This window comes from Rummeliibacillus sp. TYF005 (assembly GCF_003844195.1).
GTDB lineage: Bacteria > Bacillota > Bacilli > Bacillales_A > Planococcaceae > Rummeliibacillus.
In genome coordinates this window covers 1-14536 of sequence record NZ_ML122596.1, presented here as the reverse complement: position 1 = coordinate 14536, position 14536 = coordinate 1, and the positions used below count along the sequence as shown (strand labels likewise).

Genomic DNA, 14536 nt, shown 5'->3' with positions numbered 1-14536 from the left:
GGGAGTTAATCACTCCCTCCTACTCGATTTAACTAGCCGTGTAGGAAAATGATATCTACACGGCTTTTTTAGTGATAGAAATGACAACTTTATATTCATACTCGATTTTTCACACAATTATTGATACTATAAACTTACTGAATACTTCAAAGGGGGAATCCTGTGTTACTTGATAAAAAAAGAAGGCTGGGCAAACAGCTTGAAGAATTATCAGTAGGGGAGTCGATTCAGCTAACAGAGAGAATAGAGGATAAGGATTTATTATTATATTTAGGTTTAACAAATGACAATAATCCTTTGTACATACAACATGACTATGCTGCATCAACCGCTTATGAAAAACCAGTAGTACCGACTATTATGCTGACTGGAATAGTTACTTCAGCTATTTCCAAACATTTACCAGGTGCAGGATCATATATTTGTGCTCAAACCTTTCACTTTCCTACTCCTTTATATCATTATGAAACAGTTCAAATTCAATTAACGGTAGAAAATATTGACACTATTAATCGTCAGATAAAAGTGAAAGTTGAAGGATTAAATAGTAAGGAAGAAATTGTGTTAGAGGGTACTGTAACAGCTATTCCACCAATTCACCCAAAATGAATTTGGTAACAAAGGGTATTGGATTAAAAACATCATAGAGCAAATTAGATTTGAGATGGGGGTTTCAAATCAATTGCGGAGGCATATAAATGACAAACAAAATACTTGTAGTGGACGATGAATTATCAATTGCGACTTTATTACAATACAATTTAAAACAAGCTGGATACGATGTGATCATAGCAAATGATGGACGCGATGGTTTGCAGAAAGCAATTTCTGAAAAACCAGATTTAATTTTGTTAGATTTAATGCTACCAAAATTAGATGGTATGGAAGTTTGCAAAGAATTACGTATAAAAAAACTGGATATCCCAATAATAATGCTTACTGCAAAGGACGATGAGTTTGACAAAGTACTTGGCCTAGAGTTAGGTGCCGATGACTATATGACAAAGCCATTCAGTCCAAGAGAAGTAATGGCACGCGTTAAAGCAGTTTTAAGACGTTCTAAGGTGATCAAAAACTCTCAAGAAATAGAGGAAGAGAGTTCAGAGGAAAAATCTTATCACTTTGGTCGTTTAAATGTTTATCCAGATCGTTTTGAAGTATTTATGGATGATAAGTTATTGGAATTTACGCCAAAGGAATTTGAATTGCTTGTATATCTTTTGGAAAATAAGAATCGAGTTTTAACTCGTGATCAATTATTAAGTGCTGTATGGCATTATGATTTTGCAGGTGATACACGTATAGTAGATGTTCACATTAGCCATTTACGTGATCAAATTGAAGAAAATAGCAGAAAGCCGAAGTTTATCAAGACAATTCGAGGTTTAGGTTATAAATTCGAGGAGCCAAAAAATTGATACAATCTTTAAGATTTCGTTTACTGATTACTTTTAGTTCATTATATATTGTTACTTTAGCTGGTCTAGGAATTACTCTGGGTCAGCTTTTCCCGCTATTAGTAAAAGATACTGTTAGGTCAAATTCTATTAAAGCTAAAGATGATGTGATGCATGCTATTAAGGAACAACATGTTTCATTAACAGAATCTCAAGAACGTGCAATTATTAATTCCATTAAAGATAATACAAATTTACAAGATTTATCTGATATACGATTGCAGTTTTGGATTTTGCTTGCAATTATTTTCATATTAGCTTTTATTATTTTAATAATGGTGACGTATCGTCTTATTAAAAATTTATCGCAGCCTATAGATAATGTTATGATGACAGCATTTGAACTTGCGAAGGGCAATTACCGTGCACGTGCATATGAAATTACTGGTTCACCGACATTGCGTTTAAGTAAGGCAATCAATGTTCTAGCACGTAATTTACAAGATATTGTGATTGTTCGTGAAATTGAACAAGAACGTTTAAAAACGTTGATTGAGAATATGGGTAGTGCACTAATCATGATTGGACGAGAAGGCGAAATAACAATTGTCAATCGAACTTTTACTGAGTTATTTGATCAAACATATGAAGACGTTAAAAGACAACTATTTCGAGAATTGGGGCTACCTATCGAATTAGAGGAATTTGTAGATCATGTTTTTATGACCGAAATTCCATATAGGAAACAAATTCATATTCAAGTTGAAAAAGGCTATTTTGATATGGAGGTTTACGGTGCGCCTGTAGTTGGAGAACATGGACTTTGGCTTGGTGTAGTGATCGTAATGCATGATATTACGGAGTTGAAAATGCTTGAACAAGTTCGTAAAGACTTCGTAGCAAACGTATCACATGAGCTAAGAACACCTATTACATCTATTAAAGGTTTTTCTGAAACATTGTTAGACGGTGCATATAAAGATCAAGAAACCTTATTGAATTTCTTAGATATAATGTATCAAGAAAGCAATCGTTTGCAGATGCTTGTAAATGATCTACTAGATTTATCTAAAATAGAAAAAACAGGTTTTACAGTGAATATGGAAAAAACAAGTTTAAAAGATGTCATTATTCGAACTATAGAAATGACAAATCAGAAATTAGACGAAAAGAATATGCATTTTGAAGCAATTATTGATGAAGAGGTTTATATAAATGGAGATAATAACCGTTTAGTCCAAGTCATGATGAATTTAATGATTAATGCCATTAATTATTCACCTGAAAACACAAAGATACTAGTTCATCTATATGAAGAATCTCAAAATGCTATTGTCGAAATATCAGATGAGGGTATAGGTATTAGTGAAGAAGAACTTCCGCGAGTATTCGAACGCTTTTACCGTGTAGATCGCGACCGTAGTAGAAATTCGGGTGGAACAGGTTTAGGTTTAGCTATTGTTAAACATTTAGTTGAGGTACATCATGGGAAAATCGAAGTTGAAAGCAGCGTAGGAAAAGGAACAACAATGCGTCTGATCTTTCCGAGAATAGAAAAGTAATTCATTTACAATGACTTAACATTAAGTTTATATTATCTTCAAATTTAGTAATTATACTAATTTATGAAGCCCCCTTCAAATTATATAATACAAAAAGAGAGTTGCATTATTACATGCGCTCTCTTTTTGTATGAGCGAACGTTTTTTCGCATTTTACATAGTCGTCTTTTCCTTTCTTATTATAGGCATGGTAAAATAATAAGAACGAATCATTCATGAAAAATTATTATTAGATAAAAAATGAGTTAATTATTTAGGAGTGTGCCAAAATGACAAAGGAAAAATTACTTTTATTAGATGGTAATAGTTTGGCTTATCGAGCGTTTTTTGCGTTGCCATTGTTAACAAATGACCAAGGAATTCATACAAACGCGATTTATGGATTTACCACTATGTTACAAAAAATTTTGGAAGAGGAAAAGCCGACGAAAATGCTTGTTGCATTTGATGCTGGGAAAACAACCTTCCGACATAAAACATATTCCGAATACAAAGGTGGTCGTCAAAAAACACCTCCAGAATTATCTGAGCAATTCCCGTACCTTAGAAAATTACTTGATGCTTATCGGATTAAACAATATGAGTTAGAAATGTATGAAGCAGATGATATTATTGGCACATTGAGTAAAGAAGCGGATGAAAAAGGTCTTGAAGTTATTATTGTTTCAGGAGATAAAGACTTAACACAATTAGCATCTAACAATACAACTGTATATATTACTCGTAAAGGCATGACAGATATTGAACATTATACGCCGGATCATATTAGTGAAAAATATGGACTGACACCCCACCAAATTATTGATATGAAGGGATTAATGGGTGACTCATCTGATAATATTCCTGGTGTTCCTGGCGTAGGTGAGAAAACGGCGATTAAGCTTTTAAAACAATTTCCTACTGTAGAAGAAGTTTATGCGCATCTAGAAGAAGTAAGTGGAGCAAAACTGAAAGAAAAGCTTGGAAACAACGAAGAACAAGCGAAAATGAGTAAACAACTAGCAACGATTAATCGTGAGGCTCCAATTGAAGTTAAACTGGATGATCTAAACTATGAAGGTCCTGATGTGGAAAATCTATTTGCTTTATGGCAAGAACTTTCGTTTAAATCATTAATCGAAAAAAGTGAATACGAATCCGAAGCAAAGGAAACAGCAGAGTTGAATTTTGAAATTATCGACGATCTTACTGCTGATCAATTAACTAGTCCGATGGCGATCCATCTAGAATTAGCTGACGAACACTATCATACTTGCGATAAATTTGGTGTGGCAATTGCAAATGGTGACATAGCTTACTTTGTTCCGTTTGAAAAAGTCTTGGCGTCAGGAAATCTTAAATCTTGGCTTGAAGATGATTCAAAGAAAAAATATTTATTTGATTCGAAGGCAACTCAAGCAGCATTTTTGCGTAGTGGTATTAAGTTAAAAGGAGTAGAGTTTGATCTACTACTAGCAGCCTATATTTTAAATCCCGCAATGTCATCAGATGATGTAGCTGTTGTGGCAAAAGAATTCGGTTATAGAGATGTTCAATCGAATGACGTTGTTTATGGAAAAGGAGCTAAAAAAACAGTCCCTGAACAAATAGTTATAGCAGAACATACATGTCGAAAAGCCTCAGCTGTATGGAATCTTCAAGTAAAACTTGAAGAACAGTTAAAAACCAACGAACAATATGATCTATACCGTAATCTAGAATTGCCATTAGCTACTATTCTTAGTGAAATGGAAAGTGAGGGAGTTGCAGTTGATCGCAATCGTCTCATCGAAATGGGTGCAGAACTAACCGCTAAGCTAAAAGAGATTGAAGAGAATATATATCAAATCGCAGGAGAAAAATTTAATATCAATTCACCAAAGCAACTAGGAGTTATTTTGTTTGAAAAACTTGGTCTACCTGTTATTAAAAAGACAAAAACAGGTTATTCAACGGCTGCAGATGTGTTAGAAAAACTAGCTCCAGAGCATGAAATTATTCAACATATTTTACAATATCGTCAACTTGGCAAACTACAATCTACCTATATTGAAGGGTTGTTAAAGGTCATTCATGAAGAGGATCAAAAAATCCATACACGCTATCAACAAGCGTTAACGTCAACAGGACGTTTAAGTTCAACAGATCCTAACTTACAAAACATTCCGGTTCGTCTAGAAGAAGGGCGAAAAATTCGCCAAGCATTTGTTCCTTCTCATGAAGGTTGGAAAATGTTTGCTGCCGATTATTCTCAAATCGAATTACGTGTACTTGCACATATGTCTAACGATGAAAATTTGATCAATGCTTTTAACCATGGCATGGATATTCATATGAAAACAGCAATGGATGTTTTTCATGTTGGAGAAGAAGAAGTTACATCAAATATGAGACGTACTGCCAAAGCCGTTAACTTTGGAATAGTATATGGTATTAGTGATTATGGTTTATCACAAAATTTAAATATTACCCGTAAAGAAGCTGCTGAATTTATCGAGCGCTATTTTAAAAGCTTCCCTGGCGTCCAAAATTATATGAAAAATATCGTAGAAGAGGCAAAGAAAAAAGGCTATGTAACAACAATACTAAACCGCAGACGTTACTTGCCCGATTTAAATAGTTCAAACTTCAACTTACGTAGTTTTGCAGAACGTACTGCTATGAATACACCGATTCAAGGAAGTGCAGCAGATATTATTAAAAAAGCAATGATTGATATGGCTAAAGCTTTAAAAGAGCAAAAACTTCAAGCGAAAATGTTATTACAAGTACATGATGAATTGATCTTCGAAGCACCCGAGGAAGAAATTCCTGTACTTGAAAAATTAGTACCAGAAGTTATGGCAAATGCATTTAAATTACAAGTACCATTAAAAGCTGATTATGCATCAGGTCCAACATGGTATGAAACAAAATAAAGGAGTGATCGCATGCCAGAATTACCTGAAGTTGAGGGAGTTGTGCGTGCACTTCAACCTGTCGTGACGGGGAAAATAATCCGTCGCGTTCAGGTTTCAAATACAATTTGTACCTCTATAAAAGAAGGAAAAGCATGTATTATCAAGGGGATGGACCCTGAAATTTTTTCAGACGCAATAAAAAATATGACTATTAAAGAAGTTAAACGACGTTCTAAGTACATCTATTTCTTCTTAGAGAAAGACAATATAAACTATGTACTAGTGAATCATTTAGGGATGACAGGTGCGTGGTTTCACGTACGTTCATTAGAAGAAATAACTGAAGCAAAATTTCAAAAGCACATACATATCGTGTTTACTTTTGGAGAGAAAGAATTTCTTGTATATGCTGACATACGACGATTTGGCGAACTGCGTCTACTCCATTCAATTGAGGAGTATCCACCTCTATTAGAAATAGCACCAGAGCCTTTTTCAAAAGAAGCATTGCCTTATTTTTTAGCAAAAGCAAAATTACCAAAATATGCGAACAAGGCAGTGAAAGAAGTGATTATGGATGGGCATGTAATTGCAGGCTGCGGCAACATTTATGCAACTGAATCTTTATTTCGTATGAAAATTCATCCTGCACGAAAAGTTTCAAGAATCAGTGAAAAAAGAAAGAAAGACTTATTTTATACAATTGTGGACATTTTACAAGAAAGTATTGATGCTGGTGGGTCTAGTATTTCTGATTATCGAAACATCAATGGTGAAGCAGGTGGCATGCAGGATCGATTGAAGATGTATGGAAAGAAAACGTGTCCAATATGTCATACTAATACAAAACAATTGGTAATTTCAGGACGTAATTCAGTGTACTGTCCAAATTGTCAACATTAAGGGTGAGTGAAGAAATGATTATTGGTTTAACAGGAAGTATTGCAAGTGGTAAAAGTACAGTAGCAAAAATGTTACAAGAATTAGGTTTTCCAATTGTCGATGCCGACATTGTTGCGAGAGTTGTAGTAGAACCAGGTACAGAGACATTAGATAAAATTGTAGATGTATTTGGAAAAGATATATTACTAGATAACGGCAGTTTAAATCGTGCAAAATTAGGAGATATAATTTTCCATAATCCATCAAAAAGAAAAGAATTAAATGATATTATGCATCCAGCTATTCGTCAAGAAATGTTGCGTCAAAGGGATGAATGGATTGAAAAAGGGGAAAAACATATAATAATGGATATTCCATTACTTTTTGAAAGTCGATTACAACATTTTGTGGAGAAAATTTTAGTCGTTTCTGTTTCTGAGGAAACCCAACTAGCAAGATTGATGGAAAGAAATCACTTATTAGAGGAGGAAGCAAAAGCTAGAATAGCTTCTCAATTACCTCTTTCTGTAAAAGAAAAGGGTGCTGATGCGGTCATTTATAATAATGGAAACTTAGAAAATACCCGTGCTCAACTGTTGAAAATACTGGATTTATGGGACTGCAACTGTTAAAAAGATATAAATTTCTGAAAATATAAATTTTAAAATATAGATTAAATTATGTTTTACTTTCTAATAAATGTGCTATACTATTTGTGAATAATACAAATTAAGTATAACGTAGTGAATAGGGAGGATATTATTCATGACAGTTTCGATTGCTATTAACGGATTTGGCCGTATTGGACGTATGGTATTCCGTCAAGCGATTCTACAAGATGATTTAAATATTGTTGCGGTAAATGCAAGTTATCCAGCTGAGACATTAGCTCATTTGGTTAAATATGATACATCTCATGGTAAATTTGATGGTGAAGTAAAAGCAGAAGAGGATGCGCTAATCGTAAATGGTAAGCGTGTACAACTTGTAAATGAACGTAACCCTCAAAACTTACCTTGGAAAGAAATGGACGTAGATGTTGTTATTGAAGCAACTGGTAAGTTCAATGAACGTAGTAAAGCAGCATTACATCTTGAAGCAGGTGCAAAAAAAGTAATTTTAACAGCACCAGGAAAAAATGAAGATGTCACTATTGTAATGGGCGTTAATGATGAAAAATTAGATCTTTCTAAACATGATGTTATTTCAAATGCAAGTTGTACAACAAACTGCCTTGCACCAGTTGCAAAGGTTTTAAATGATACATTTGGTATCATCAATGGTTTAATGACAACTGTTCATTCATATACAAATGACCAAAAAAATATTGATAATCCACATAAAGACTTACGTCGTGCTCGTGCATGTGCTGAATCGATCATTCCTACTTCTACAGGTGCAGCTAAAGCGTTAACACTTGTGTTACCTGAATTACAAGGTAAATTACATGGTATGGCATTACGTGTTCCTACACCTGATGTATCATTAGTCGATTTAGTAGTAGACCTGCAACGTGATGTAACTATTGAAGAAGTAAACGAAGCATTTAAAAATGCTGCTGAAGGTCCTTTAAAAGGTATTTTAGATTTCACGATGGAACCACTTGTTTCTCGTGATTACTATACAAATCCAGCTTCAGCAACTATTGATGGTCTTACAACAATGACTATTGGTGGCAATAAAGTAAAAGTTATTGCTTGGTACGATAACGAATGGGGTTACTCTGCACGTGTTGTAGACTTAACAAAAAAAGTTGTTTCTGAATTAAAACAACAAGAAGTTAACGTTTAAATTTTTTTAAATAATACTAAAATGAATGGGCTGTTCAAAAATTCAGTGGAAACTGGATTTTTGAAACAGCCTTTTTTGATAAATATGACGGATTTCGAGTTATTTTTTATGTAAAGAGGATTTTCTACTCTTTTTTTCGATTTATACCATTATTTTTTGATATAATAGATAAACTAATATGTTTTCGAAATCAGGAGAGAAAAATTATGAAATGTCCAACTTGTCAATTTAATGGAACAAAAGTCATTGATAGTCGACCAGTCGATGATAACAAAGCAATTCGTAGACGTCGTGAATGTGAATCATGTGGGTTTCGTTTTACAACTTTCGAAAAAGTAGAAGAAATGCCTCTTATTGTGATCAAAAAAGATGGATCACGTGAAGAGTTTAGCCATGAAAAAGTACTTCGTGGCCTTATTCGAGCTTGTGAAAAGCGTCCAGTATCATTAGATATTTTAGAGGATTTAGTGTTTAATATAGAGCAAGATTTACGTCGTATTGGGAATGCTGAAGTGAAAACAGAAGATGTTGGTGAAATGGTGATGGATCGCCTTTCTAAAATAGATGAGGTGTCTTATGTTCGCTTTGCCTCTGTTTATCGTCAATTTAAGGATATCAATGTCTTTATCGATGAGCTTAGAGAATTAATCGAAAAACAATCTAAAGAACGAGAAAATGATCAATAATAGAAGTTTTGGAGGGAACCGTTGGTGAATTTATATAAAGAATTGCAACCTGTTGATCGACTATCCATTCGTGTTCCATTTCCTCTATCAAGTTATGATCGAAAGTTAATCACGCTTTTGTATCAACCGCTTATTGGAGCAGAACCCATCAGTTTATATTTTTTATTATGGGCAGAGGGCGAAAATTCCGAAGATAGTACGATGTCACATTATCATTTGATGAACGCATTGAACATGCCAATAGGTAAAATCTTCGAATCACGCATTGCGCTCGAAGCGATTGGTTTACTTCGAACATGGCGCAAAGACCAACAAGAAATGCGTTCTTTTCTCTATGATGTAATGCCGCCACTCGATGCAGCTACTTTTTTTGATGATCCACTTTTATCTATGTTCTTATATAGTAAGATTGGTGAATCAGCATATAGAAATTTGCGTCAACGCTTTGTTTCAAAAGGGCTGTCTAGTTATGGCTATCAGGAAGTATCTAGAACATTTACAGATGTTTATAGACCTGTTCAGCATAATATACCGTCTGATGAAATCCACCTTACTGGAATACAAGAAAAGCCAAAAGAATTACCGTTCAACTATGAAGAATTTGATTTTCATCTTTTAAGATCTACTCTTTCTGAACAGCTTGTACCTTCATCTGTTTTAACGGCTGAAGCGAAAGCAACGATTGCGAAATTAGCGTTTCTTTACCATTTAACACCATTTGATATGCAAAAGATCATTCTTTTAGCACTTGATGATGAAATGGGATTAAGTGATTTACGTTTAAAGAAAGAAGCTGCTGATTATTATAAATTGACAGTATCGAAAGAACCGCCAACAATGCAATCTGTTATGGAAAATGTAAAACAAAAGCAAGAATTATTCACGCAAACTCCAGTGGATGATAACGATATAAACCCGATGGAACAAGAGCTGATAAAATGGTTTGAAACTTCTTCTCCTATTGATGTATTAACAGCTGTAGCAGGAGGCAAGGAACCATTTCCAAGTGATCGCCAGTTAGTCGAAGATTTGGTGATGCAATATGGTATGCCAACGCCTGTAGTCAACGTACTTATTCACTATGTCTTTTTGCGAAATCACGGTAAATTGAATCGGAAATATATAGAAACTATTGCGTCACATTGGCGTAATACTGGTGTTAAATCAGCAAGAGAAGCCATGAAATTGGCAAGAGATTTTGAAGAACAAAAGGGAATAGATTCTAAACAAGAAGATGCTTCTATAGAAACCAAGGATTACTCGAAAGAATACAAGATATTGAAAGCAGGGGCAGGTACTTTTTATCAACTTCCACAGTTTGTAGATTCTGATTTTGCCAATGCGGAAGAGTTGAAAAAAGAGTTACTAGAAATACTAAATAATGCAGAATCCCTAGAATTGTTATCGATGCTCGTCAAAGGAAAGGCACCGTTTGAAAGAGATGTTAAAGTAGTAAATGAATTTATAAAGAAATATGATATGCCTGTTCCTGTTGTAAATGTTCTTATACATTATGCTTATTATTTAAGTAATGCGAATATAAATAGTGCATTCATACAGGCAATAGCAGCCAATTGGCAAAAAAATAATATTCAAAAAGCGGAACAAGCGCTTAATTTTGCGAAGGATTATCAAATACAGAAAAACCGTAAACAATATATGCCTAAGGGGAAACAAACTGCTAAATCACAAAATGTTCCTGATTGGTATTATGAAAATAAGTTAAAGCAGCAAAAGAAAAAAGAAGTAAAACAAATAGATCATAAGCAAACAGATTATGAAAAGAAACGTCAGGAAATTATGAAGAAGTTAGGTATGAATGAAGGAGAGGTGGATTCATAGAATGGAACCAATCAACAACAGATTAACGAAAATCATGGATTCACAGTTTCAAGCTCGTTTTGATGAAATGCAAAAAGAAATCCTCGAAGATAAAGGTGTGCAAAAATTTCTTGCTGAAAACGACCAAGTCGCAAATCGTCAAATGGTCGAAAGAGGTTTAGGAAAACTTTATGAATATGTCAATCAACAACATGATTGTAGCCAATGTGAATCTGTCGCTACTTGTAAAAATGCAATAAACGGTTTTGTTCCAAAACTAACAATCATTAGAGGGAAAATCGATGTAGAATATACACCTTGTCAGACAAAAAGAATGGAAGATGCGCGTCGTAAAGCAGCATCTATGATTTCTAGTATGCATATGCCAAAGGATGTATTAAAGGCCAAAATCAGTGACTTAGATACGAGCAATGAATCTAAAAAAGCAATCCGTACGTTTGCTGAGATGTTTATTCAAAACGTTAAAAACACTGGGAACTTACCTAGAACAGGTTATTATATATATGGCAATTTTGGGGTTGGAAAATCATTTGTTCTTGGTGCAATTGCAAATGAACTTGCTTCAATGGAGATCAAGACAGTTATGGTTTATGTACCTGATTTCTTAAGTGAGTTAAAAAGTTCAATTCAAGATCAATCTCTACAAGAAAAAGTTGAATTTGTAAAGAATGCACCTGTTCTAATGTTAGATGATTTAGGCGCAGAAAATCTATCTCCGTGGACAAGAGATGAAATCATCGGAACGATATTACAATTCCGCATGAATGAAGGATTACCAGTTTTTATCACTTCTAATTACAATTATGAACAGTTAGAAGATCATTTTGCAACAACCCAAAAAGGCGAAGTAGATGTTATGAAAGCAGCGAGAATTATGGAACGTATTAGAGCATTAACAACAGATTTTGAAATGGTCGGCGAAAATAGAAGGTTGTATCACGATTAGTTTTGCTGAAGATGACCTAAATTGGCGCTTGATTTTAAAATCATTTCAGTATATAATTTCAACCATAATCTAAATATGAAATGCTTTGATAAGGACAACAATTTTCTGCACGACTCAAAGAGAGGGAAGCCATGGCTGAAAGCTTCTTAGTAACGACACAAAATTTACCGCCTTGGAGCAGCGACAGTGAAGTATAAGTAATTGTCGACGGTTGCGGCCCGTTAGCCGAACTAGAGCTTCATCTATGCAAAAATGTATCGTAATCTTTGCTTAGAAGGAAGAAGGGTGGAACCACGAGTATAAATCTCGTCCCTTTGTGGACGGGATTTTTTTGTGTAGAATCGATGTTTTCACAGCTAAACGAGTCATTCACCTTCTCGGTTAAAAGCAAAAAGACGCTTTCAATTTGAAGGTTCCAGTGCTTGTAGTAGCTAAACGAGCGCCTTCAGCACTTATTTGTGGCCCAGGGCTCTAGAATACAAAAAAGGAGAGATTATTATGGCAGACATGATCAAATTAACATTCCCAGATGGCTCAGTGAAAGAATTTGAAAAAGGAATCACTACTGATGCTGTAGCATTATCAATTAGTCCAGGGTTACGTAAAAAAGCAATCGTCGGTAAATTTAACGACGTATTAGTTGATACAAAAACACCTCTTGAAGAAGATGGTTCAATCTCTATCATTACACCTGCTGATAAAGAAGCACTTGAAGTAATGCGTCATTCTACAGCTCATCTTTTAGCCCAAGCTGTAAAACGCTTATTCCCAGGGGTAAAACTTGGAGTAGGTCCAGTTATTGATGATGGTTTCTATTACGACATCGATTCTCCTGAACCAATTACTTCAGATGATTTCCCACGTATCGAAAAAGAAATGAAAAAAATCATTGCTGAAAACATTGAAATCGTCCGTCACGATGTCTCTCGTGCAGAAGCGAAAAAACGCTTTGAAGAAATTGATGATGAATACAAATTAGAACTTCTTGAAGCTATTCCAGAAGATGAACAAGTGTCAATCTATGAACAAGGCGATTTCTTTGACCTTTGCCGTGGGGTACACGTACCTTCAACAGGTAAAATTAAAGAATTTAAACTATTATCAATTGCAGGAGCTTATTGGAGAGGAAACTCTGATAACAAAATGCTTCAACGTATCTACGGTACAGCATTCTTTACAAAAGATGAATTAAAAGCACATCTTCAAATGCTTGAAGAAGCAAAAGAACGTGATCATCGTAAAATTGGTAAAGAACTTGAATTATTTACAACAAGCAAATTAGTTGGACAAGGTTTACCATTATGGTTGCCAAATGGTGCTACTATTCGTCGTACAATTGAACGTTATATTGTGGATAAAGAAGTATCTCTTGGTTACAAACATGTGTATACTCCAGTACTAGGTTCTAAAGAACTTTATGTAACTTCAGGTCACTGGGATCACTACCAAGATGATATGTTCCCACCAATGGAAATGGATAACGAAACTTTAGTTCTTCGCCCTATGAACTGCCCACACCATATGATGGTATATAAATCAGCAATGCGTTCATATCGTGATCTTCCATTCCGCGTGGCAGAACTTGGTACAATGCACCGTTATGAAATGAGTGGTGCAGTATCTGGACTACAACGTGTACGCGGCATGACTTTAAATGATGCTCACTTATTCGTACGTCCAGATCAAATCAAAGAAGAATTCAAAAAAGTAGTTGAACTAATCCTATCTGTTTATAAAGATTTTGACTTAAACGACTACGAATTCAGACTTTCTTATCGCGATCCTGAAGATACTGAAAAATACTTCGATGACGATGCAATGTGGGAAAAAGCACAAAGTATGTTGAAAGAAGCTATGGATGATCTTGGTTTAGACTATTATGAAGCTGAAGGTGAAGCTGCATTCTACGGTCCAAAACTAGATGTTCAAGTAAAAACAGCTATTGGTAAACAAGAAACTTTATCTACAGTACAACTTGACTTCTTATTGCCAGAACGTTTCGATTTAGGCTATGTAGGTGAAGATGGTAAACAACATCGTCCAGTTGTTATCCACCGCGGTGTAGTATCAACTATGGAACGTTTTGTTGCTTTCTTAATCGAAGAATACAAAGGCGCATTCCCAACTTGGTTAGCACCTGTTCAAGTACAAGTAATCCCTGTATCTAACGATGTTCACTTCGATTATGCTAAAAGTGTACAAGAAAAACTTCAAGCTGCAGGTTTCCGTGTAGAAATGGATTATCGTGATGAAAAACTTGGCTACAAAATTCGCGAAGCTCAAATGAAAAAAATCCCTTATATGCTTGTTTTAGGTGATAAAGAATTAGAAAGTGGTAGCGTAAATGTTCGTCGCTACGGCTCTAAAGATTCTGAAACTGTTTCATTTGACGAATTCTTAAAAGCTATTCAAGCTGACGTAGCTCATAAAGGATAAATTTGTTATTAGTTTATATATTGAAGAAAGAGCACATCCTTAATTTGAGGATGTGTTCTTTTTTTCGTATTGCATTGTATTATCTTGGTTCTATACTAATTGTTGGGGTTGTCAA

11 protein-coding genes and 1 other annotated feature are annotated in these 14536 nt (G+C 34.7%); all 11 genes read left to right on the top strand.

What is annotated here, in order from left to right:
* Window positions 1–162: 162 nt before the first annotated feature.
* The 11 genes from CW357_RS16700 to thrS all read left to right on the top strand — a co-directional run bounded on the left by CW357_RS16700 (window position 163) and on the right by thrS (window position 14421).
* Window positions 163–609 carry a MaoC/PaaZ C-terminal domain-containing protein gene (locus CW357_RS16700; protein ID WP_119417031.1) on the top strand — a complete coding sequence of 149 codons (447 nt, stop codon included), beginning with the start codon at window positions 163–165 and terminating at the stop codon, window positions 607–609.
* An 89-nt stretch (window positions 610–698) separates the two neighbouring features.
* Window positions 699–1418: a response regulator transcription factor gene (locus CW357_RS16695; RefSeq protein ID WP_119417030.1), complete on the top strand. Its 720-nt coding sequence runs from the start codon at window positions 699–701 to the stop codon at window positions 1416–1418.
* Window positions 1418–2959, top strand: a complete 1542-nt coding sequence (gene pnpS, locus CW357_RS16690) for a two-component system histidine kinase PnpS (RefSeq protein ID WP_124218638.1) — start codon at window positions 1418–1420, stop codon at window positions 2957–2959. The genes CW357_RS16695 and pnpS overlap by 1 nt, the downstream gene beginning before the upstream one ends.
* Before the next feature lie 269 nt (window positions 2960–3228).
* Window positions 3229–5856 (top strand): DNA polymerase I, encoded by a 2628-nt coding sequence (polA, locus tag CW357_RS16685; protein ID WP_124218637.1) that lies wholly within the window; start codon window positions 3229–3231, stop codon window positions 5854–5856.
* Window positions 5857–5868: 12 nt separating this feature from the next.
* A complete protein-coding gene (gene mutM / locus CW357_RS16680; RefSeq protein WP_124218636.1) occupies window positions 5869–6741 on the top strand; it encodes a bifunctional DNA-formamidopyrimidine glycosylase/DNA-(apurinic or apyrimidinic site) lyase in 873 nt (290 codons plus the stop codon).
* Window positions 6742–6755: 14 nt separating this feature from the next.
* Window positions 6756–7352 carry a dephospho-CoA kinase gene (gene coaE / locus CW357_RS16675; protein ID WP_119417027.1) on the top strand — a complete coding sequence of 199 codons (597 nt, stop codon included), beginning with the start codon at window positions 6756–6758 and terminating at the stop codon, window positions 7350–7352.
* Between the two features lie 133 nt (window positions 7353–7485).
* Window positions 7486–8511 (top strand): glyceraldehyde-3-phosphate dehydrogenase, encoded by a 1026-nt coding sequence (locus CW357_RS16670; RefSeq protein ID WP_119417026.1) that lies wholly within the window; start codon window positions 7486–7488, stop codon window positions 8509–8511.
* Window positions 8512–8717: 206 nt separating this feature from the next.
* On the top strand, window positions 8718–9197 hold the full coding sequence (gene nrdR, locus CW357_RS16665) for a transcriptional regulator NrdR (RefSeq protein ID WP_119417025.1): 480 nt from the start codon (window positions 8718–8720) through the stop codon (window positions 9195–9197).
* A gap of 24 nt (window positions 9198–9221) precedes the next feature.
* Window positions 9222–11039: a DnaD domain protein gene (locus CW357_RS16660; protein ID WP_233548146.1), complete on the top strand. Its 1818-nt coding sequence runs from the start codon at window positions 9222–9224 to the stop codon at window positions 11037–11039.
* A gap of 1 nt (window position 11040) precedes the next feature.
* On the top strand, window positions 11041–11985 hold the full coding sequence (dnaI, locus tag CW357_RS16655; protein WP_124218635.1) for a primosomal protein DnaI: 945 nt from the start codon (window positions 11041–11043) through the stop codon (window positions 11983–11985).
* A 76-nt stretch (window positions 11986–12061) separates the two neighbouring features.
* Window positions 12062–12302: a binding site (T-box leader), on the top strand.
* A gap of 181 nt (window positions 12303–12483) precedes the next feature.
* Window positions 12484–14421, top strand: a complete 1938-nt coding sequence (gene thrS / locus CW357_RS16650) for a threonine--tRNA ligase (protein ID WP_124218634.1) — start codon at window positions 12484–12486, stop codon at window positions 14419–14421.
* Window positions 14422–14536: the final 115 nt, after the last annotated feature.

What these genes read in the sequence shown, in the direction of transcription:
- CW357_RS16695 (WP_119417030.1), top strand. Translation starts at nt 699, where the DNA reads ATGACAAACAAAATACTTGTAGTGGACGATGAATTATCAATTGCGACT.
- polA (WP_124218637.1), top strand. Translation starts at nt 3,229, where the DNA reads ATGACAAAGGAAAAATTACTTTTATTAGATGGTAATAGTTTGGCTTAT.
- mutM (WP_124218636.1), top strand. Translation starts at nt 5,869, where the DNA reads ATGCCAGAATTACCTGAAGTTGAGGGAGTTGTGCGTGCACTTCAACCT.
- coaE (WP_119417027.1), top strand. Translation starts at nt 6,756, where the DNA reads ATGATTATTGGTTTAACAGGAAGTATTGCAAGTGGTAAAAGTACAGTA.
- CW357_RS16670 (WP_119417026.1), top strand. Translation starts at nt 7,486, where the DNA reads ATGACAGTTTCGATTGCTATTAACGGATTTGGCCGTATTGGACGTATG.
- nrdR (WP_119417025.1), top strand. Translation starts at nt 8,718, where the DNA reads ATGAAATGTCCAACTTGTCAATTTAATGGAACAAAAGTCATTGATAGT.
- dnaI (WP_124218635.1), top strand. Translation starts at nt 11,041, where the DNA reads ATGGAACCAATCAACAACAGATTAACGAAAATCATGGATTCACAGTTT.
- thrS (WP_124218634.1), top strand. Translation starts at nt 12,484, where the DNA reads ATGGCAGACATGATCAAATTAACATTCCCAGATGGCTCAGTGAAAGAA.